Source organism: Rhizobium sp. NPDC090275 (genome assembly GCF_044772225.1).
In the GTDB taxonomy this organism is placed as follows: domain Bacteria; phylum Pseudomonadota; class Alphaproteobacteria; order Rhizobiales; family Rhizobiaceae; genus Rhizobium.
This window is the reverse complement of the sequence record NZ_JBIVYL010000001.1, coordinates 403,222-423,750: the sequence shown is the minus strand read 5'-3', so window position 1 is coordinate 423,750 and position 20,529 is coordinate 403,222. Positions and strand designations below refer to the sequence as shown.

General features: G+C 61.7%; 18 protein-coding genes and 1 pseudogene. 13 read left to right on the top strand and 6 right to left on the bottom strand.

Annotated elements, in window-relative coordinates:
- Positions 1-134 precede the first annotated feature (134 nt).
- The 4 genes from ACIQUB_RS02050 to ACIQUB_RS02035 are packed head-to-tail and all read left to right on the top strand — an operon-like array spanning position 135 to position 3,338.
- Positions 135-644 carry a MarR family winged helix-turn-helix transcriptional regulator gene (locus ACIQUB_RS02050; protein WP_047506055.1) on the top strand — a complete coding sequence of 170 codons (510 nt, stop codon included), beginning with the start codon at positions 135-137 and terminating at the stop codon, positions 642-644.
- Positions 645-1,346, top strand: a complete 702-nt coding sequence (locus ACIQUB_RS02045; RefSeq protein ID WP_018897404.1) for a response regulator — start codon at positions 645-647, stop codon at positions 1,344-1,346.
- Between the two features lie 26 nt (positions 1,347-1,372).
- Positions 1,373-2,749 carry a HAMP domain-containing sensor histidine kinase gene (locus tag ACIQUB_RS02040; RefSeq protein WP_112980132.1) on the top strand — a complete coding sequence of 459 codons (1,377 nt, stop codon included), beginning with the start codon at positions 1,373-1,375 and terminating at the stop codon, positions 2,747-2,749.
- Positions 2,750-2,756: 7 nt separating this feature from the next.
- The gene (locus ACIQUB_RS02035) at positions 2,757-3,338 is read left to right on the top strand and encodes a DUF1349 domain-containing protein (RefSeq protein ID WP_113236367.1); all 582 of its coding nucleotides are present in this window, start codon (positions 2,757-2,759) and stop codon (positions 3,336-3,338) included.
- 47 nt (positions 3,339-3,385) lie between these two features.
- Here ACIQUB_RS02035 and ACIQUB_RS02030 read toward each other — a convergent pair whose 3' ends face one another.
- From ACIQUB_RS02030 to ACIQUB_RS02015, 4 genes are all read right to left on the bottom strand, one after another.
- Positions 3,386-3,727, bottom strand: coding sequence for a tRNA-binding protein (locus ACIQUB_RS02030; RefSeq protein WP_047506062.1), 342 nt, complete (start codon positions 3,725-3,727; stop codon positions 3,386-3,388).
- A gap of 16 nt (positions 3,728-3,743) precedes the next feature.
- The gene (gene proC, locus ACIQUB_RS02025) at positions 3,744-4,565 is read right to left on the bottom strand and encodes a pyrroline-5-carboxylate reductase (protein ID WP_113236366.1); all 822 of its coding nucleotides are present in this window, start codon (positions 4,563-4,565) and stop codon (positions 3,744-3,746) included.
- Between the two features lies 1 nt (position 4,566).
- Positions 4,567-5,067 (bottom strand): YbjN domain-containing protein, encoded by a 501-nt coding sequence (locus tag ACIQUB_RS02020; protein WP_026282796.1) that lies wholly within the window; start codon positions 5,065-5,067, stop codon positions 4,567-4,569.
- Positions 5,068-5,461: 394 nt separating this feature from the next.
- On the bottom strand, positions 5,462-5,734 hold the full coding sequence (locus ACIQUB_RS02015) for an accessory factor UbiK family protein (RefSeq protein ID WP_047506065.1): 273 nt from the start codon (positions 5,732-5,734) through the stop codon (positions 5,462-5,464).
- Positions 5,735-5,927: 193 nt separating this feature from the next.
- Between ACIQUB_RS02015 and lgt the strand changes: the two genes are divergently transcribed.
- The 7 genes and pseudogenes from lgt to ACIQUB_RS01980 form a co-directional block, all read left to right on the top strand.
- On the top strand, positions 5,928-6,776 hold the full coding sequence (gene lgt, locus ACIQUB_RS02010; protein ID WP_181459272.1) for a prolipoprotein diacylglyceryl transferase: 849 nt from the start codon (positions 5,928-5,930) through the stop codon (positions 6,774-6,776).
- 23 nt (positions 6,777-6,799) lie between these two features.
- Positions 6,800-7,900 (top strand): class I SAM-dependent methyltransferase, encoded by a 1,101-nt coding sequence (locus tag ACIQUB_RS02005; RefSeq protein ID WP_113236365.1) that lies wholly within the window; start codon positions 6,800-6,802, stop codon positions 7,898-7,900.
- Positions 7,901-8,029: 129 nt separating this feature from the next.
- Positions 8,030-8,824, top strand: a complete 795-nt coding sequence (pgeF, locus tag ACIQUB_RS02000) for a peptidoglycan editing factor PgeF (protein ID WP_113236364.1) — start codon at positions 8,030-8,032, stop codon at positions 8,822-8,824.
- A 5-nt stretch (positions 8,825-8,829) separates the two neighbouring features.
- Positions 8,830-9,981 (top strand): Xaa-Pro peptidase family protein, encoded by a 1,152-nt coding sequence (locus ACIQUB_RS01995; protein ID WP_113236363.1) that lies wholly within the window; start codon positions 8,830-8,832, stop codon positions 9,979-9,981.
- Positions 9,982-10,094: 113 nt separating this feature from the next.
- Complete coding sequence (locus tag ACIQUB_RS01990; RefSeq protein WP_113236362.1) at positions 10,095-10,955, top strand: hypothetical protein; 861 nt, start codon at positions 10,095-10,097, stop codon at positions 10,953-10,955.
- A gap of 106 nt (positions 10,956-11,061) precedes the next feature.
- Positions 11,062-11,994 (top strand): ribose-phosphate pyrophosphokinase, encoded by a 933-nt coding sequence (locus ACIQUB_RS01985; RefSeq protein ID WP_018897392.1) that lies wholly within the window; start codon positions 11,062-11,064, stop codon positions 11,992-11,994.
- Positions 11,995-12,160: 166 nt separating this feature from the next.
- Positions 12,161-12,592: pseudogene (locus ACIQUB_RS01980) on the top strand (Kazal-type serine protease inhibitor domain-containing protein); the annotation flags it as partial.
- Between the two features lie 66 nt (positions 12,593-12,658).
- On the opposite strand, the gene ACIQUB_RS01975 reads toward ACIQUB_RS01980, so the two are convergent.
- Both ACIQUB_RS01975 and ACIQUB_RS01970 read right to left on the bottom strand, forming a co-directional pair.
- Entirely contained in the window at positions 12,659-14,110 is a 1,452-nt protein-coding gene (locus ACIQUB_RS01975) for a hypothetical protein (RefSeq protein WP_113237337.1), read from the bottom strand.
- Positions 14,111-14,192: 82 nt separating this feature from the next.
- The gene (locus ACIQUB_RS01970) at positions 14,193-16,973 is read right to left on the bottom strand and encodes an EAL domain-containing protein (protein ID WP_113237336.1); all 2,781 of its coding nucleotides are present in this window, start codon (positions 16,971-16,973) and stop codon (positions 14,193-14,195) included.
- A gap of 391 nt (positions 16,974-17,364) precedes the next feature.
- On the opposite strand from ACIQUB_RS01970, the gene ACIQUB_RS01965 reads away from it, so the two are divergent.
- Together ACIQUB_RS01965 and ACIQUB_RS01960 are read left to right on the top strand one after the other, a co-directional pair.
- Positions 17,365-17,973: a 50S ribosomal protein L25/general stress protein Ctc gene (locus ACIQUB_RS01965; protein ID WP_113237335.1), complete on the top strand. Its 609-nt coding sequence runs from the start codon at positions 17,365-17,367 to the stop codon at positions 17,971-17,973.
- Between the two features lie 187 nt (positions 17,974-18,160).
- A complete protein-coding gene (locus ACIQUB_RS01960) occupies positions 18,161-20,518 on the top strand; it encodes an EAL domain-containing protein (RefSeq protein WP_113237334.1) in 2,358 nt (785 codons plus the stop codon).
- Positions 20,519-20,529 lie beyond the last annotated feature (11 nt).

Sequence of the window (20,529 nt, the reverse complement as noted above, 5' to 3'; positions counted from 1 at the left end):
CGACTGACAACACCGACCTTCTTTGCACGCGCGAAAGCCGAAAACCGAGAGACACTGGAACATATGTCATGATTGCTGACCTATGTTCCCGCGCTGTCGGTCAAGCGGCGCAGACTAGGAAAGGAAATGCCAAATTGGCACGACAGAGCAGCCCGAGAGCCGGCAGGCAGGAGCCCAAGCCGGAGCCTTTGACCAAGCCGTTGGAAAACACCGAAACCATCGACTTCGACATCATCGAGCTCCTGTTTTTCTCCTATCGGGACTTCGTCTCCGATCCTGATGCCATCCTGGCGAAGAGCGGCTTTGGACGTGCGCACCACCGCGTGGTGCATTTCGTTAACCGAAACCCCGGCATGACCGTTGCCGATCTCCTGGATACGTTGAAGATAACCAAACAGAGTCTCGCAAGGGTACTCAAACAGCTTATCGATTCGGGGTATATTCAACAAAAAGCGGGGCCTGAGGACCGACGTCAGCGCAAGCTCTATCCCACCGCAACAGGCAGGGATCTGGCGCTTGCACTCGCCGAGCCGCAATCGCGCCGTATTGAGAGAGCATTCGACGGAGCCTCCCCGGAGGTCAGGGCGGGCGTAAAGGCCTTCCTGAGTGGCATGCAGAACAGACAAAACTCGAAAGCGGACTGAATGGCGGCGAAGATAGTGATTTCGGACGATGCGGCACACTTGCTCGTTGTGGATGACGACACGCGTATTCGCGCGCTGCTCAACCGCTATCTGAGCGAGAACGGCTTCCGTGTGACGGTTGCGGCCGATGGCGCCGAAGCACGCCGCAAGCTTGGCGGCCTCGATTTCGATCTGATCATCATGGACGTGATGATGCCCGGCGAATCCGGCATCGACGTCACCAAGGATCTGCGCATCATCAAGAACGTGCCGATCATCATGCTGACGGCGCTCGCTGAATCCGACAGCCGCATCGCCGGCCTTGAGGCCGGTGCAGACGACTATCTGCCCAAGCCCTTCGACCCGCGCGAACTCGTGCTCCGCATCAACAACATCCTGCGCCGCAACGTCTCCGGCGATGCGCCCAAGATCGAACAGGTCATGTTCGGCCCCTACACATTTTCGCTGACCCGCCGCGAGCTCAAGAAGGCCGCCGAGATCGTGCGCCTGACGGACCGCGAGCAGGAGATCATGCTGCTCTTCGCCAAGCGCGCCGGTGACACCATTCCTCGCCACGAACTGATCGGCAACGATGTCGATGTCGGCGAGCGCACGATCGACGTGCAGATCAACCGCCTGCGCCGCAAAATCGAGGACGATCCGTCAAATCCGGTCTGGCTCCAGACGGTTCGTGGTATAGGATACCGCCTGAGCATCGATTGATGATCCGGGACCCGGAAAGGCTCTAGATGGTAACATTCGATTCCCTGCGACGCGAGGACCGCTCGCCGGTTTCCGGCTGGCGTTGGTTCACGCGCCTGCTGCGCCGCCAGCTTCCCAAGGGCCTTTACGTCCGTTCGCTGATCATCATCATCATGCCGATGGTGCTCCTGCAGTCCGTCGTCGCCGCCGTCTTCATGGAGCGGCACTGGCAGATGGTCACCCAGCGCCTGTCGATGGCCGTGACCGCCGATATTGCCGCGATCATCCAGATGATCGAGACCTACCCGCAGGATACCGACTACAGCGAGGCAACCCGCATCGCCCGCGATCAGCTCGGCCTGCAGATCTCGATCGAGCCCGATGGCGAGCTCCCCCCGCCGCGCATCAAGCCGTTCTTCTCCATTCTTGACGGCATTCTGAGCGACGAGATCCGCGACCAGATCAAGCGTCCCTTCTGGATCGATACGGTCGGCGATTCCAATCTCGTCGAGGTCAGGGTGAAGCTGGACGGCAAGATCCTGCGCGTGCTCGCCAAGCGCAATCAGACTTACGCCTCCAACACCCATATCTTCATTGTCTGGATGGTCGGCGCATCGCTGGTGCTGATCACCATCTCCATCCTGTTCCTGAGAGGCCAGATCCGCCCGATCCAGAAACTTGCGGCCGCCGCCGAAAGCTTCGGCAAGGGCCAGAAGGCCGAAAACTTCTACCCGCGCGGCGCTGACGAAGTCCGCCGCGCCGGCCTCGCCTTCATCCTCATGCGCGAGCGCATCGAGCGCCAGATGGAACAGAGAACGGCGATGCTGACAGGCGTCAGCCACGACCTGCGCACCATCCTCACGCGCTTCAAGTTGCAGCTGGCGCTCGCCGGGGATAATCCCGACCTGCAGGGCATGAGCGACGACGTCAACGACATGCAGTCGATGCTGGAGGCCTACATGGCTTTCGCCCGCAGCGAGGTCGAGGAAGATGTCGGCGAGCTGAAGCTCAGCGAGCTGCTGTTGAAGCTCGAGCCGGACTTCGCCCTGCACAAGAAGACGCTCACTTATTCGATCGAGGGCGACGACGATATCGTGGTCCGGCCGAACGCATTCACGCGCCTCGTCACCAACCTCGCCTCCAACGCCCGCCGCTATGCCAAGACCCTCAACATCGAGGCCAAGCATGGCGCCAAGTGGCTGACGATCGTGTTTGACGACGATGGCCCCGGCATTCCCGAACAGAACCGCGAGGACGTCTTCAAGCCCTTCTTCCGTCTCGATGAGGCACGCAATCTCGATGCGTCGGGAACGGGGCTTGGCCTTGCGATCGCCCGCGACATCGCCCGCAGCCACGGCGGCAACGTCACGCTTGGCGACAGCCCGCTCGGCGGCCTGCGCGCCGTCATCCGCATCCCGGCGTGAGATCACGATGGCTATCGACATCACCGATATGACCTGGCTCAACCCGCCGCCCTTCGCCGAGCAGCGCGACGACGGCCTGCACGTGCGCTCCGGCGAGAAGACCGATTTCTGGCAGGGAACCTATTACGGCTTTCACCGCGACGACGGTCATTTCCTCCATCGTTTACGCCAAGGCGACTTCACCGCCGAGCTGAGCTTTTCAGCGGATTACCAGGCGCTCTACGATCAGGCGGGCATCATGCTGCGCGCCGACGCGACGCACTGGATGAAATGCGGGATAGAATATACGGACGGCGCCCGCCACTTCAGCGTCGTCGTCACCAACGGCAATTCCGATTGGTCGGCATTTCGCATCGACCATGATTTCGCGAGGCTGTCGGTACGAGTCACGCGCAATGGCGATGCGCTGTTCATCCAGTACAGGACGGCCATGATGGCGGATTGGCGCATGGCGCGCCTCGCCTGGTTCGACCCGAAATTTGCGGAATTGGCGGTCGGCCCGGTCTTCTGCTCACCGCAACGCGCCGGCTTCGAAGCCACGTTTCACGACTTCAGCCTCTCGGACCCGCTCTCGCGCGATATTCACTAGAGCGTCGGCACTAAAACGCCGGGCGCAAGGCCACGGCGCTCCACCAATCACATGATTTTCTTGCCGTTTGGCACCGGCTTGTCCGGTGCCGCAAGCACGATGGCACCGGCCTCGTCCTCGAAACCGAGCGTCAGAACCTCGGAGCGGAACGGTCCGATCTGCCGTGGCGGGAAATTGACCACGCACAGCACCTGCCGGCCGACGAGGTTTTCGAGCGTATAGTGCACGGTGATCTGCGCCGAGGACTTCTTGACGCCGATCTCGGGCCCGAAGTCGATCAAGAGCTTGAAGGCGGGTTTGCGGGCCTCCGGAAACGGATTGGCCTCGATCACGGTGCCGACACGGATGTCGACCCGCTCGAAATCGCCGTAGGTAATTTCTTCGGTCATGAAAATCAGCCTCGAATTAGCCTGCCAGCTCCTCGGCGCGCTTGCGAGCGGCCAAAAGCGCCTTGTCGAACAGCGGCTGCATCGCATCGTCAGCCATCAGCACCGAGAGCGCCGCCGCCGTCGTGCCGCCTGGCGACGTCACGTTCTGGCGAAGCTTCGATGCGTCGTCGGGGGACTGGTGCAAGAGTTCACCAGCCCCCGCGACAGTTTCCCGTGCAAGCCGCATGGCAAGGTCCGCCTGCAGGCCAAGTTTGCGGCCTGCTTCTGCCATGCACTCCACGAGATAGAACACATACGCAGGACCACTGCCCGAAAGGGCTGTAACGGCATCGATATCGGATTCGGAGGGCACCCACTCCACGGGTCCGGAAACCCTGAGCAGCGCATGCACCTGATCGCGCTGGTTCTGGCCAACGCGCTGATTGGCGAAAGCACCGGTGACGCCGCGGCCGACCATGGCCGGCGTATTCGGCATGGCGCGAACCATCGCCGCTTCGCCGAGATGGGATTCGAGGAAACCGAGCGTCTTGCCCGCCGCGACTGAAACCACGACCGTATCGTCGCCGACGGCGCTCTTCACGGAGGGAAGCACGGCGTCCATGACCTGCGGCTTCACCGCCAGAAACAGCACGCCGGCCTTCAGCTCGGCCGGCAGCGCCGTTACATGCCTGGCGCCCGCCTCATTGATCGTTGCCATCATCTGGGCCGAGGGGCCGGGATCGACGACGACGACGGAGGCACCAGGCACACCATTCTTCAGCCAGCCGGAGAGCATCGCGCCCCCCATGTTGCCGGCGCCGACAAGAACGATTGGACCCGAGGACGACAGACCGGACATGTTACGCTTCACCCACGGTTTCGAACAACACGGCTTCCATGGCGCGGTTGGCGTCCATGCCGGACCAGATCACGAACTGGAACGCCTGATAATAGGTCTCGCAGGTATCGAGCGCGCTGGCGAGCAGCACCTCCACCTGACGGTTCGTCGGCTCGGCGCCGCCGGCAAGCAGCAGCGATTGGCGGAAGATGATCACATCTTCCTGGCGCCAGACGTCGAAGTGACCCATCAGCACCTGGCCGTTGATACCGGCCAGAAGCTTCGTCACTTCATTCATGCGCTGTTCGGGGATCTTGATATCGAAGGCGCAGCCGAGATGCAGCGCCTCGAATTCCTCCATCCAGGAAAAGGAGACGTGATAATCCGTCCACTTGCCCTCGACCGTCATCGCGATTTCGTCGTCACCCGACCGCTCGAAAGCCCAGTCGTTGTGGGCGGCGACGTACTCGATCATATCGACCGGGTTCGATTGACGCTCGACTTCCAATTCCATGAGGCTCATGCAGCACCTTCTTGACCGGAGTGAATGCGTAACGACTTCGTCCAACGAGACACAAGCGAACACACGCAACTAACCCGGAAACCACCAACCCAGATGACCGTTGAACCGCTACCAGACTTACGCAGTGAACCTGCCCGGAGCTTACCAACTGCTTCGAATCATCATTTAAAATCAGTGTATAACGCACCCGGTGGTGTGCCAGCCCCCTGAGGGCCGTTTTAGGGAACGCCACTGTGGAAAGGTGTTGGGAATTGGATTCAGAAGGAGGGTATAAACGACTCTGCCCATTGGCTTTTTTGGCAGTGTCCACAGGTGGATAAACACACCCGCTTTTTTAGCCGAAGCAGCGGTGTGTCTCTCAAAGGCCACACCGCGCCCTGTCCCCAAACGGGATTTACTTGCCCTTGGCGGCAGGCTTGGATTCGAGCTTCGCCTCGAGTGCGGCGATACGCGCCAGCAGCGCATCATTTTCGTCGCGCGCCTTGATCGCCATCTCGCGAACGACCTCGAACTCTTCCCGCTTGACCACGTCCATGCTGTTCAGCCAGCGTTCGGCCTGCGCGTTGAACATCGTCTCGACTTCCTTGCGCACGCCCTGGGCGGCACCTGCGGCATCTGTCATCAGCTTTGCGAACTCGTCCATGATGCGGTTTGCGCCTGTCGTCATGGCGGTTTACTCCCTTTGAAATAATGGCTTCCGGCCGCTCTCGGCCCTCAGGAATGAGGTAGGGCTTCGCCGTTAAGGATGCAAGCGCTTTGCACTGGATAAGCGGTCGCACTTATCTCGCATCACTAACAATCAACTTGACCCGCTGTTATGGCAAGGCCATCTTCCGCCCACATCAACGGATGGGATTACCTTGCAGACAGCTGCCGACCTTATGGCCATCATGCCGTTCCCCAATATCGACCCGATCGCCTTTGCAATCGGGCCCGTGGCCATTCACTGGTACGGCCTGGCCTATGTCGCCGGCATCATGATCGGCTGGTATTACGCGCGCCTCATCGCCGCGAACGACAGCCTCTGGCCCGGCAATGTCTCGCCGATCACCAAGGCGCAGCTCGACGATTTCGTCGTCTGGGTGGCGCTCGGCGTCGTGCTCGGCGGCCGCATCGGCTATATCCTCTTCTACGACATGCCCGCGATCATCGAGAGCCCGATCCGCGCCATCCAGATCTGGAACGGCGGCATGTCCTTCCATGGCGGCCTGACCGGCACGACGATCGCCATGATCATCTTCGCCAAGCGCAACAAGATCCCGCTCTGGAACCTCTTCGACATCGTCGCCGCCGTCGTTCCCGTCGGCCTGTTCTTCGGTCGCATCGCCAATTTCATCAATGGCGAGCTCTGGGGCCGATTGACAGACGTGCCGTGGGCCGTGGTCTTCCCCACCGGTGGCCCTTTCGCACGCCATCCGAGCCAGCTTTATGAAGCGGGCCTCGAAGGCATCGTGCTGGTTCTCGTGCTCGCCGCCCTCATCTACGGCATGAAGGCGCTGAAGACCCCAGGCTTCGTCGCCGGCGTCTTCGTCTGCGGCTATGCGCTGTCGCGCATCTTCGTCGAGTTCTTCCGTGAACCTGACGCACAACTCGGCTACCTTCTCGGCACCAACTGGCTGACGATGGGCATGGTCCTGTCGTCGCCGATGATCCTGCTGGGCCTATGGGCCATGATCCGCGCCCGTCGTCAGGCTGCCCTGCAGTCCTGATCGCGGCACCGGAGGAGGAGAACATGACCACCGCACTCGGTGAGAAGATCAAGGCGATCATTCAGGCGAACGGTCCGATCAGCGTCACCGATTACTTTTCGCTGTGCCTCGCCGATCCCGAATACGGATATTACAAGACCAAGGAGCCCTTCGGCAGCTCCGGCGACTTCGTCACCGCGCCCGAGGTCAGCCAGCTCTTCGGCGAGATGATCGGCGTCTTCATCGTTCACGCATGGCAGCGCCACGGCACGCCGTCGGATGTGAAGCTGGTCGAGATCGGCCCCGGACGCGGCACGATGATGTCGGACATGCTGCGCGTCATCGAGCGCCTCGCGCCGCCGCTCTTCGAAACGATGACCGTCCACCTCGTCGAGACCAGCCCGCGCCTGCGCGAGGTGCAGGCGGAGACGCTCGCCGCCTACCAGGGCCGGATCAGCTGGCACGACGGCTTCGACGAGATCCCGGCGGGCGTCACGCTGATCGCCGCCAACGAACTCTTCGACGCCATCCCCATCCGCCAGTTCGTGAAGACCGCGACCGGCTTTCGCGAACGCATGGTCGGCCTCGACGTCGATGACGAATTGTCCTTCGGAACCGGCGTCGCCGGCATCGATCCGCAGCTGCTCCCGGAGCAGGCAGCGACCGTGCCGCTCGGCACCCTCTTCGAGATCGCCCCTGCCCGCGAATCCGTCATGGTCGCGATTGCCGATCGCCTGAAGGCCTTTGGCGGCACGGCGCTGGCGCTCGACTACGGCCACCTGATCACCGGCTTCGGCGATACGCTGCAGGCGGTACGCATGCACGAATTCGACCCGCCGCTCGCCCACCCAGGCGAAGCGGACCTGACCAGCCACGTCGATTTCCAGGCGCTCGGCGAAACCGCCGTGGCAGCCGGGCTCCACGTCAACGGCCAGCTGCACCAAGGCGACTTTCTGGTGGGCCTCGGCATCCTCGAACGCGCCGCGGCCCTCGGCCGTGACCGCGAACCCCGCACCCAGCAGATCATCCAGGCCGCCGTCGACCGCCTGGCCGGCGAAGGCGAAGGGAAGATGGGGGAACTCTTCAAGGTGATGGCCGTTTCCCATCCCGCCATCGATCTGATGCCGTTCCGCTCCGTGGATTGACAGGGCGCGCGCGGCGGGGTCAACATCGCCGCAATCGACAGCGCTTCGTCCGACACACCGTCTGGGCGTCGCTAAAACAAATCTCGGGCCGAAACAAATCTTGGGCCAAAACAGATCTTGGAACGACCGATGACACATGCGCCCTCCCCGGAACCGATCCAAAGCGCACTGCTGAACGAAGCGACGGGCGACACAATCCAGCACGGCTATTTCACCCGCCAAGGCGGCGTCTCCGACGGCATCTATCGCGGCCTCAATGTCGGCCTCGGCTCTAACGATGAGCGCGCCAAGGTCGAGGAGAACCGCAGACGCGTCGCCGGCTGGTTCGATCTGCCGGTCGAGCGGCTGGCAACCGTGCATCAGGTGCATTCGCCCGACGTCGTGGTGGTCGACGCCTCCTACGACGGCACCCGCCAGCCGGCCGACGCGCTGGTGACCGCAACCCCCGGCATCGCGCTTGGCGTGCTCGCCGCCGATTGCGGCCCGATCCTCTTCGCCGATCCGGAAAACAAGGTGGTCGGCGCGGCCCATGCCGGCTGGAAGGGCGCCTTCACCGGCGTGCTGGAAAACACCATCGATGCCATGATCAGGCTCGGCGCCAAGCGCGAGGCGATCGTCGCCTGCCTGGGCCCATCGATCAGCAAGGCAAGCTACGAGGTCGGCCCCGAATTCGTTGAGCGCTTCGTCAGCGAAAACGGCGAGTACCAGCGCTATTTCACCCCGTCGGAAAAGCCCGGCCATTCGATGTTCGACCTCCCGTCCTTCACCATCGATCGGCTGCGCGCCGCTGGCGTCAGGGCCGAAAGCCTCGGCGTCTGCACCTATCCCGACAGCGAACGCTTCTTTTCCTACCGACGCACGACACACAGCCAGGAACCGGACTACGGCCGACAGATTTCGGCAATTGCCATAAGGGAGATGTGACCGGTATGGGCCTACACTTCGAAACCTCCGAATTCGCCGATCGCCTCGCGCGGCTGACGCAACAGATGCAGGAGGAGAAGCTCGATGCCCTCCTCCTCTTCGCCCAGGAAAGCATGTACTGGCTGACGGGTTACGACACCTTCGGCTACTGCTTCTTTCAGACGCTGATCGTCAAGGCCGACGGCACCATGGCGCTTCTGACCCGCTCGGCCGATCTGCGCCAGGCGCGGCAGACGTCGATCGTCGAAAACATTCATATCTGGGTCGATCGCGTCAACGCCGATCCGACGGTCGATCTCAAGAACCTCCTGGTCGAGATGGACCTCCTCGGCGCGCGCATCGGCGTCGAATACGACACCCATGGCATGACCGGCCGCATCGCAAGACTTCTCGACACACAGCTGATGGCCTTCGGCCAGATCTCCGACGCCTCCTACCTCGTCAGCCGTCTGCGCCTGATCAAGAGCCCGACGGAGATCGCCTATGTCGAGCGCGCGGCAGCCCTTGCCGACGACGCGCTGGACGCAGCCATTTCGCTGACGAAGGCAGGTGCCGACGAAGCCGCGATCCTGGCTGCCATGCAGGGCGCAGTCTTTGCCGGCGGCGGCGATTATCCCGCCAACGAATTCATCATTGGCTCCGGCGTCGATGCCCTGCTCTGCCGCTACAAGGCCGGTCGCCGCAGGCTTGATGCCAACGACCAGTTGACGCTGGAATGGGCCGGCGCCTACGCGCATTACCACGCGGCGATGATGCGCACGATCGTCATCGGCGAACCGAGTTATCGCCACCGCGAGCTCTACAATGCCTGCCTTGAAAACATCCAGGCCATCGAAACCGTGCTGAAGCCGGGACACACCTTCGGTGATGTCTTCGACGTTCACTCGAAGATCATGGAGGAGCGCGGTCTCTCGCGTCATCGCCTGAACGCCTGCGGCTATTCGCTCGGCGCCCGCTTCTCGCCCTCGTGGATGGAGCACCAGATGTTCCACGTCGGCAATCCACAGCCGATCGAACCCGGCATGTCGCTCTTCGTCCACATGATCATCATGGATTCCGACAGCGGAACGGCCATGACGCTGGGCCAGACCTATCTCACGACGACCGATGAGCCAAAGGCGCTCTCGCGCCACCCGCTCGACTTCATCAACCTCTGAGCGACGATCCATTAGAATCCGCAATTGACATCATCATGCCCCGACCGTCATAAAGTTGGCCGGGGCATATGCCGCGTGGCGACACGCGCACGGAAAGAAGGATGACACGAGGGATGACGCGACTTGCGACAGCGCCCACGCTCATCGCCTGCCTTGCCCTGCTTTCCGCCTGCAACACCACGGATGCCCTCACGCCCCTCGTCGACATCGGCGACACCTCGGGCAGCATCCGCTCGACGCCGGTGACCCAGGGCGAGGTCGAGCGCATGGCCGGCACGCCGCGCCGCAGCCAGACGTTTGCCTCTTCGCCGCGCGAAGGCGGTTATCACCCCGCCTATGTAGAACAAGACACCACATCAGGCTCGATATCCGGTCGCGGCGCTCCGCCGACGACGATGCAGGCCCAGGCCTACGCGCTCGACGGGCAGACCGAACAATCGCCAAGAGCGTCTGCCGCCATCCGCAGCCAGCCTCTTTCCGAGCCGGTCTCCGACACTGTTTCGGAACCTGTATCTAACGCCCAGGCCGAAGAGCAGGACATCGCCGACGCGGAAGCCAAGGAAAAAGCAGCCGAGCCGAAGCGCACGGCGATGCTGACGCCATCAGGCGCATCGACCGTCCGCTTCTTGCCAATCATCGGCGCCCCCGTTCAGGCTGTAACGCCCCTGTCGCGCCAGCTCGGCGCCGAGGCCCGCTCGCACGGCCTTTCGATCAAGAGCTCCAACGACAACAGCACCGCCTTCATCCTCAAGGGTTACCTCTCGGCATTTTCCGACAGCGGCAAGGTCACGGTGGTCTATGTCTGGGATGTGCTCGATAACAGCGGCGCCCGGCTGCACCGCATCCAGGGACAGGAGAGCGTTCCCTCGCAGGCGCAGGATCCTTGGGCCGTGGTTCCGGCCTCCGTCATGCAGCAGATTGCGTCCAAGACGATCACCGAGTTTTCCTCGTGGCGGGACGCCCGTGGCGGTTAAGCCACAAGCTTTTTGGAAATATCAAGGCGCAAGTCGCGTTTACCCTTGCATTCGGAAACAAGCTGGCTAAAAAGCGCGGCTATCAGCAGGCAACAGGCGGACCAAGATGAAGGTTTTCGCAGGCAATTCGAACCGGCACCTCGCCGAAGAGATCTGCAACTATCTTAAAGTGCCCTTGGGCAGAGCAACGGTCCGAAGATTTGCCGACCAGGAAATCTTCGTGGAAGTCCAGGAAAACGTACGCGGCGAGGATGTCTTCCTCGTCCAGTCGACGTCCTTCCCGACGAACGACCACCTGATGGAATTGCTCATCATGATCGATGCGATGCGCCGCTCGTCGGCTCGCCGCATCACCGCGGTCCTCCCCTACTTCGGCTATGCACGCCAGGACCGCCGCGCTTCGGGCCGCACGCCGATCTCGGCCAAGCTCGTCGCCAACCTGATCACCGAAGCGGGTGCCGATCGCGTCCTGACGCTCGATCTCCACGCCGGCCAGATCCAGGGCTTCTTCGACATCCCGACCGACAACCTTTATGCCGTGCCGATCCTGACGCGCGACATCAAGGCCAATTACGACATCTCCAACGTCATGGTTGTTTCGCCTGACGTCGGCGGCGTCGTGCGCGCCCGCGCGCTCGCCAAGCGTCTCGACTGTCTGCTGTCGATCGTGGACAAGCGCCGCGATCGCCCAGGTGAATCCGAAGTCATGAACATCATCGGCGACGTCACTGGCAAGGACTGCCTGCTGATCGACGATATCGTCGATTCCGGCGGCACGCTCTGCAACGCGGCCGACGCGCTGCTCGCCAAGGGCGCTGCAAGCGTCACCGCCTACATCACCCACGGCGTTCTGTCGGGTGGCGCGGTGACCCGTATCACCAATTCGAAGCTGCGCGAGCTGGTCATCACCGACTCCATCCAGCCGACCACGGCTGTCCAGTCGGCGCACAATATCCGCGTGCTGACCACCGCAACGCTGATCGGCGAAGCCATCAACCGCACCAGCCAGGAAGAATCCGTCTCCAGCCTCTTCGACTGAGCTAAGACGGAATCGCTGTCAGCACTTTCTCCCGCATCCCAATTCGGCTAGGATTATCAATGATATCCAGCCGACGGGAGGAAGAGGCATGGCGACAATACTGAAATCCCCGATCAGACTGGCGATGCTGGTCATCCTGCCGGCACTCTCCGCCTGCACGGCGGACATGGGTCCCGGCTATGGACCAGGCCCAGGTTACGGACCGGGACCGAGCCCGGTTCGTCCGGCGCCACCGCCGCGCCCTCGCCCACCGCAGCCGCAAATGTGCACCATGGAATACGCTCCGGTTTGCGGAGAACGTGGCGGACGCACGCAGACCTTCGGCAATGCCTGCCAGGCCAATAGCAGCGGCTTTAGGATCGTCGGTCGTGGCGAATGCCGCGCCGGCCCGCCGATGACGCCGGGACCTGGCCCTCGCCCGCCCCGTCCGCGCCCTCCCCATGAAGAGCCGATGCCGCCGCAGCGGCCAGGTGGCATCTGCACGCGCGAATACCGCCCCGTTTGCGGCGAGCGCGGCAGACAGATCAGGACATTTTCGAATTCATGCGAGGCAGACAATGCGGGCTTCCGCATCGTCGGTCAGGGCGAATGCCGCCGCTGATTGCGCTACTCCAGTGAGCAGCAGGTTTCCGGCCCACGAACGGGGCCGGAAACGAATTGGGGCTCAGTTCGCGCCCTTGATGACCTGACCATTGACCGTGATCGAACCATCGCGTGCGACGTTGACGTCCCAGCGCTGACGACCATCCGGATCGGTCTTGCCGAAGCCCTTGACCATCATCAGGCCGAAGGAAACCTGATTGAGGTCGGGATTGCTCTTGGCCAGTTCCTGGATGGCGGTGATCGTCTTGTCGAAGTCGCGCGCGACGATCGATGCGTTCATTGAATAGGCCGTGGTGGACTCCGGAATGCCGCGGACTTCACCCGAGATCTCGGCATCGTAGACGCTGGAGCGCGCCGAAATCTTCGGGAAGGCAACGACGAACTCGCCATTGGTCAGGAGCTTTTCGAAAGCCTTGTCGCTTTCCGCCTTGCTCTTCTTGTCGTCTGTGAAATCGACCTTCATCAGCTCGTCGCCGACAGCCGCGATGTTGAGTTCCGGAAAGGCGAACTGCATGTCGACCTCTTCGGGAACGAAGGGCGCGTACATCTCGGGCAGCAATGCGCTGTTGAAGCTGATCTGCTTGGCAGCCATGCCAACATCGAAACGCATCGCATCGCTCGGACCGCTCATGCCGATCGTGTAGTCGACGCTGTCGGCGCCACCGCTGCCGGCAACGCTCGACACGCTGACCTTGTTCATGGTCACGGTCTCGTTGAGGCTCGACATCAGCGGGAACGACTTGCGCACCAGTTCCTTGATCTCTTCGCTCTCGGCGCGCTTGAGCTTCTTCTCATCGGCGTGTTCGATGATGAAGGCGAGGATCGCGCGGAAATCGTTGATGGAAACGCCGTTCACGGCGGCGGCGAAATCCACCGAGTCGGCGCGGATTTCAACCGGCGGCACTTCCTTGCCGCTGATCTTCTCGACAAAGCCGTTCATCGTGCCGCTGCCGGCGAAATTGGTGCGACCCTTCAGCTCGCCGTCCGACGAGGTCATCTTGTAAGTCGACGAGCCGGTCTCGACGCTCACCTCTTCTTGCTCGGTCTTCGACGAGAAGCGAAGCGCCTTGCTGGAGAAGTCGCCGGACTTCAGATAGCTGATCGCCGGGTCGAAGACGCCGTTCGAAATCAGGGAATCGATGACATAGGTGAATTCGGTATTCGGCTGGCCGGGCGCCTTGAACGAGCCGGTGACGTCGAGCGAGTTGTTGCCCTCGATCGTCCACAGGCCGCTCTCTTCAGGCGTTGCGAAGATCGACCAGGGGTTGAGGCCCTTGATGGAAAAGTTCTTCGGGTCGGCCTTCTTCAACAGCGCCGCGAAGTCATAGACGATCTCGTAGCGCGTGCCGGCCGGGTTGACGGTCACGAAGCCCTTGGCTGCATCCTTCGGCAGGAGCTTCGACAGGTTGGCCTCGATTTCCTTGGCACCCTTCTGGTTGATTTCGACCGCGTAAGACGTCGAAACCAGACCGAGAAGAACGACAGCGGTCGCCGTTAGGGTCTTGAGTTGCATGCTGAATTTCTCCCGTACCATTTGAGGTCGCATGTGAAGGCTAGGCCCCCGCCCTGTCAACCCAGCAGTTGCATGCGCGGTCTCAGGCAGCGATCTTGCGTGAACGCATCGGCATCGGCCGGCCGAGAAGATAGCCCTGCGCCTCGTCGCAGCCTTCGTCGAGCAATATCCCAAGCTGCACATCCGTCTCGACGCCTTCCGCAAGCACCGGAATACTCAGGCTTTGCCCGAGCGCCAGGATGGCGCGGATGATCGCCTTGGCCTGCTCGCTGGTCTCCACCTCGTTCATGAAGCTGCGGTCGAGCTTGATCTTGTCGAACGGGAAGGCGCGCAACGTTTCCAGCGACGAATAGCCGGTGCCGAAATCGTCGATGGCGATCGAGACGCCGAGGTTCTTGACCTGGCGGAGCGTCAGGAGAGCCCGGTCCTTGTCGACGATGATCGACGACTCGGTGATCTCAAGTTCGAGGCGCCACGGCTCCAGCCCGGTCTCGTACAGGACCGAATGCACGAGATGGGCGATATCCTGGTGGCCGATCTGGATGGGCGACAGGTTGACGGCGATCTTGTGCTTCTCGGCCCAGCCGGCGGCCTCCTTGCAGGCCTCGCGCAGCACCCACTCCCCGATCGGTACGATCGCGCCGCATTCCTCGGCAACGGAAATGAATTCGCCGGGCGGCACGTTCCCGCGCGTCGGATGCTGCCAGCGCAACAGAACCTCGTAACCGGTGATGTCGCCTGTTGAGACCGACTTCTGCACCTGGAAGTGCAGATGCAGCTCGTTCTTTTCGATCGCCAACCAGAGATCGCTTGCCATCTTGCGACGGTCACGGGCCGCCTCGTCCATCGCCACTTCATAGAAGCAGATGCGCTCGGAAAGCGTCGCCTTGGCGCGGTACATGGCGAGATCGGCATTGGCGAGCAGTATCTCGCCCGTCGAGCCATCCTGCGGATAGATGGCAACGCCAATGCTGGCATCGGGGTTGATGTCGAAGCCGTCGATCTGGAAGTCATCCGTCAGGCTCGCCTGCAGCCGCGCCACGAAGTCATGTAGGTCGGCGACATCGGAAAACTGCTTTATCGCCGCGAATTCGTCGCCACCGAACCGCGCTACAAATTCGTCTCCACCGAGCAGTTGGCTCATACGGTCCGAAAGCGTGATGAGCACCTGGTCGCCCGCGCTGTGGCCACGCTGGTCGTTGATCTCCTTGAACTTGTCGAGATCGATGCCGATGACGGCAACCTTGGTGCCGGCACGCTTGGCGAAAGCGAGATCCTGCGACAATCGCTCGGAGAACTCGGAGCGGTTGGGCAAGCCCGTCAGCACGTCGTGACGCGCCATGAAGGCGATCTTCTCTTCCGAGATCAGCCGTTCCGTGATGTCTTCGTAGGTCGCAACCCAGCCACCATCGGGAAGCATATTGAGGTTCAACTGGATCGATCGGCCATGCGCGCCCTTGTGGACAATCGACCGTTCGCCGGATCTGAGCGCGCGCATCAGCTTGTCGTAGTGCTCGGATGCGCGCTTGGCCACGGTTTCTGGATCGGAGAAGTGGATCTCGTACCCGATCGCAATGATCTCCTTGTAGCTCATGCCGGGACGAACCGTTCCCTGCTCGAATTCGAAGATCTCACTGTAGCGGCAATTCGCCAGCACAAGGCGCTCCTCGGCATCAAACAGGCAAATGCCCTGCGACACGTTCTCAAGCGCGAGGTCGAGGTTGCGCGAGACTTCCTTGATGCGGTCGCGATCGGCCTTCTGTTCGGTCACATCCTTGGTGATCTTCGCATAGCCGGCGATCTCGCCATCGGCGTTCCAGATGGGATCGATCACGACGTGCGCCCAGAAGGAGGTCCCATCCTTGCGGAACCGCTTGCCCTCCGCCTCGAATTTCCCCTCAGTGCGTGCCTTGAGCAGCGCACGCTGCGGCAGGCCGGCCGCGCGGTCTTCCTCGGAGTAAAAGCGGCCGAAATCCTCGCCGATGATTTCGCTGGCGGTATATCCCTTTGCGCGCTCTGCGCCCGCATTCCAGTTGGCGACCCGGCCATCCTTGTCGAGCATGTAGATCGCGTAGTCGGTGACGCCCTGCACGAGCATCTCGAAACGCGCTTCGCTCTCCTTGGTCGAGTTCTCAGCCCGCATCGCGAACAGAGCGGCGGCGAAGCCGGAAGTGATCATCGACAGCGAGACCGAGAGAAGCGTGACGACCATGAAACCGGTGGACATCATCTCGCTCGGATCGATCGCCGGACCGGGACCCGGCACGATCGTCAGTGCGCCCATGGCGGTGAAGTGCATGGCGACGATAGCGACGCAGACGGTCGCGGCCGGCATGAGTAACTTGCGCGCATCCGCCTTGATATCGGGAAGCAGAGCAAAGCCGATGGCCGAGATGACCACCGCGCAAGCCATCGAGGCAACCACAAGCGACTGATCCCAATTCATGCTGCCGGGAAACTGTACAGCCATCATGCCGAGGAAATGCATCGACGTGACGCCGACGCCGAACAGCATGCCCGCGAACGCCCGCCGCACCCTGCTCTCGGCACCTGCCGCGAACGCAACGGCGGCAAGCGTCGCGACGACGACAAGCGCCAGCGACGTCAATGTCTCCGACGTGTCATAGCCGACGACCACGCCGCCGTCATAGGCGAGCATCGCCACGAAATGCGTGGCCCAAATGCCGAAGCCACCGGCCGCACCGCCCATCAGAAGCCAGATCAGGCGCGCGACCTTGACGGTGCTGCGCGCCCGCTGCAACAGCGTCAGCGCGGCAAGGCTCGACAGGAAGCACAGGCATCCGGCCAAAACGACCAGCCTGAGATCGTGCATGTAGGCAATGCAGTTTAAAACGGTAAACATGAGATATCCGGACCAATTTGCACTTTCGCTTTCATATGCGGCAACTTAAGAAAGCTGTAATTTCCGGCGGCCCACGGATTCTTGACAATTGCTAATCGCAACTGTCATTAATGCTCCGTCAACGGCGGCTGATCTTGGGTTTTGATTGGCGTTTAAGGCGGATGCCTAAGTTGCATCAGCGCCTACTAAAGGACCGATGCGCGGCCTCATCGGGATGAGCGTCCTGTATCACGCCGCAACTCTTGCCATTCCGCCACAACTAGACTATAGCGCACGCGTCCGCACAGACACCCTTGGAGGCAATGCGGATGAGGATGGGGAAACCCGCCTCCAGTTCAGCGACAGGCGATGCCTGCGCCGAGCTCTCCAAATAACCTCGGAAGGAAAAGTCATGAGCCACGAAAGCTACGAGCTCAAGGCCGAGGCGCGCGAACGGGTTGGTAAGGGGTCCGCCCGTGAACTTCGCCGCAATGGTCTCATCCCGGCTGTCATCTATGGTGACAAGCAGGCCCCAATTTCGATCTCCCTCAGCACCAATGAGGTAACGAAGCGCATCCACGCTGGCGGTTTCATGACCACCATCGCTACGATCGACGTCGACGGCAAGAAGTACAAGGTTCTGCCGAAGGACTACCAGCTCGATCCGGTCCGCGACTTCACCATGCACGTGGACTTCCTGCGCGTATCCGGCAACACCGCCGTTACCGTTGCGATCCCGGTTCACTTCGTCAACGAAGAAAAGTCCCAGGGCCTCAAGGTCGGCGGCGTTCTGAACATCGTTCGTCACGACGTCGAAGTTCATTGCCCGGCTGATGCCATCCCGGAATTCTTCAACGTTGACCTCAGCGGCAAGAAGATCGGCGACAGCATCCACATCTCCGAAGTCACCCTGCCGAAGGGCGTGACCACGGTTATCGACCGCGACTTCACCATCGCTACGATCGTTGCTCCGGCAGCTGGCGTATCGGAAGAAGAAGAAGCTGGCGAAGCTGAAGCTTGATCCTTTGATCGCTTGAACGCTTTGTAAAGTATAAGACCCGCTTTCTCCGGAAAGCGGGTCTTTTCATTTCCGCGAAGATCAGCACTTCAACTTCGATTAAGACATTTAGTGGAAGCATGCCCCATCGTTTCAGAGCAAGTTTTATTCTGAACGACGAAATTTTGCGGCAAGGGGCAGACGCAGGAAAATGCATAATTCCGTTCAGAACAGATTTCTAGGAATTGTGTTCGCCGCATTGGTTCTGCTCGTAGCCCCACTTTTTGTTCTGTTCCTTTTCCTGTCCTCCGGACGCGCCGAAAAGGAAATCCGCGACCATATCTCCGTTCTTCTCGTCGCCAACTCGCAGGCGCTGGCAAAGCCGCTCTGGGACCTTGATGAGGACAGCGTCGCGCAGATCAGCGCGGCCGTCGTCTCGCAGGGCAACATCGTCAAGGTTCAGGTCCGGGACGAATCCGGCCAGCTTGACGTCACCCAGTCGACGATCCCCGCCTCCTATGACGGCCAGCTGATCGAAGTCTCGCACGCCATCACCTACACCACGCTCGATGGCCCAAAGAAGCTGGGCACGATCTCGGTCTTCTATCCCGCGCCGGACCTGTTCTCGGGCCTGAAGAATGAAGAGATCATCTTCCTGTCGATCTTCGTCTTCGCCGTATTGATCGTCTTCTGCGCCGCCCTGATCGGCAACCGCATCGTCCTCGTTCGCCCGCTGATGCGACTGATCGCGGCCATCGAGGCCACCGGCCAGCTCGGCTCGCGCCACCATGTCGACTGGCGCTCCAACGACGAGATGGGCCGCCTTGCCAAGAGCTTCAACACCATGCAGTCCAAGCTCGAGAGCGAGGAACAGGAGCTGAAACTCGCGCATCGCCGCGCCATCGACATCTACAACCTGACGCCCGCCATGCTGTTCTCGCTCGACGAGAACGACCATATCACCGCCGTCAGCGACTACTGGCTCGCCGCCACCGGCTACGAGCGCGATGAAATCATCGGCAACCGCTTCACCGATCTCGTCACCCCGGACGCCCGCAGCGCCTTCCTCGGCCGCAAGGGTGAGCTGAATGGCGGCGCCACTGTCGATGTCACCGTCAAGTTCCTCTGCGCCGACGGCCGCGTCATGGACGTGCTGATCCTGGAATCGAAGACTGCCACCGGCGGCCAGGGCGGCCTGTCGCTGTCCGTCATGACCGACGTCACGGCGCTGAAGGCCTCGGAAGCCCGCAACCACAAGCAGGCGATCACCGACCATCTGACCGGCCTTCTCAATCGCCAGGGCTTCGAGACCGTGCTCGACGGCAAGATCCGCGAGGCGGACGCCGCCAACCAGGAGCTCGCCTGCCTCTTCGTCGATCTCGACCGCTTCAAGTGGATCAACGACAACCTCGGCCATGCCGAGGGCGACAAGGCGCTGCGCGAGTTCGTCGGCCGCCTGAAGAGCAAGCTTGCGCCGACGGATGTCGCCGCCCGCCTCGGCGGTGACGAGTTCGCGATCCTGCTGCCGGCGGGTAACGCCGCCGAGCGCGCCGACCTGATGGCCGAGATGCTCGCCTCCATCTTCAACGAGCCCTTCGGCACCGACATGCATCTGAGCGCCAGCGTCGGCATCGCCATCTATCCGCGCCACGCAGACAATGCCGCCGAGCTGCTGCAGAAATCCGACATGGCGATGTATGCCAAGAAGCGCGACGGCAAGAACGGCGCCCAGCACTTCGACAACGGCATGGTCGATCACGCCCGCGCCCGCGCCGAGATCGAAAGCTGCATCGAAATCGGCCTGATCGAGGACTGGTTCGCGGCCTATCTCCAGCCGATCGTCAACCTCAACGGCCGCGGCGTCGCCGGCTTCGAAGCCCTGATGCGCCTCAATCATCCTGTGAAGGGTCTCATGGCGCCTGCCGAGGTGATCAACGTCGCCGAGGAGACCGGAAAGATCATCCGCGTCGGCAATGTCATCATGGAGAAGGCGATCGAGCATCTGGCTGTGCTCTCGGCGCTCCCGGGCCTTGAGAACAGCTACCTCGCCATCAACTTCTCGCCGCTGCAGTTCGAGCCGTCCTTGCCCGCGAGACTGGCCTCGCTGCTCATGCGCCACAACATTCGCCCCGAGCGGATCGTCGTCGAGATCACCGAGGCGGTGCTGATGCACAACAATCCCGAGATCCGCAAGATCGTCAGCGACATCCGCCAGTTCGGCTGCCGCATCGCGCTCGATGACTTCGGCACCGGCTACTCCTCGCTCAGCTACCTCAACCGCTTCCCCGTCGACATCATCAAGATCGACCAGTCGTTTACCCGCTCGATCAACGATGCCAACGAGGATATCCGCCAGAAGAGCCGCACGCTGGTCGAAAGCATCACCACACTCTCGCACAAGATGGGTTGCACCGTGATCGCCGAAGGCATCGAGACCGAGCAGGAGTGCCATACGCTGTGCGAGATGGGGCTCGACTACGGCCAGGGCTACCTCTTCCACCGTCCGCAGACCGTCGACCAGCTGATGGTCCGACTGGCGGATGCCCACACGCTCGCCCGCGCCTCATAATCGCAAAAAGA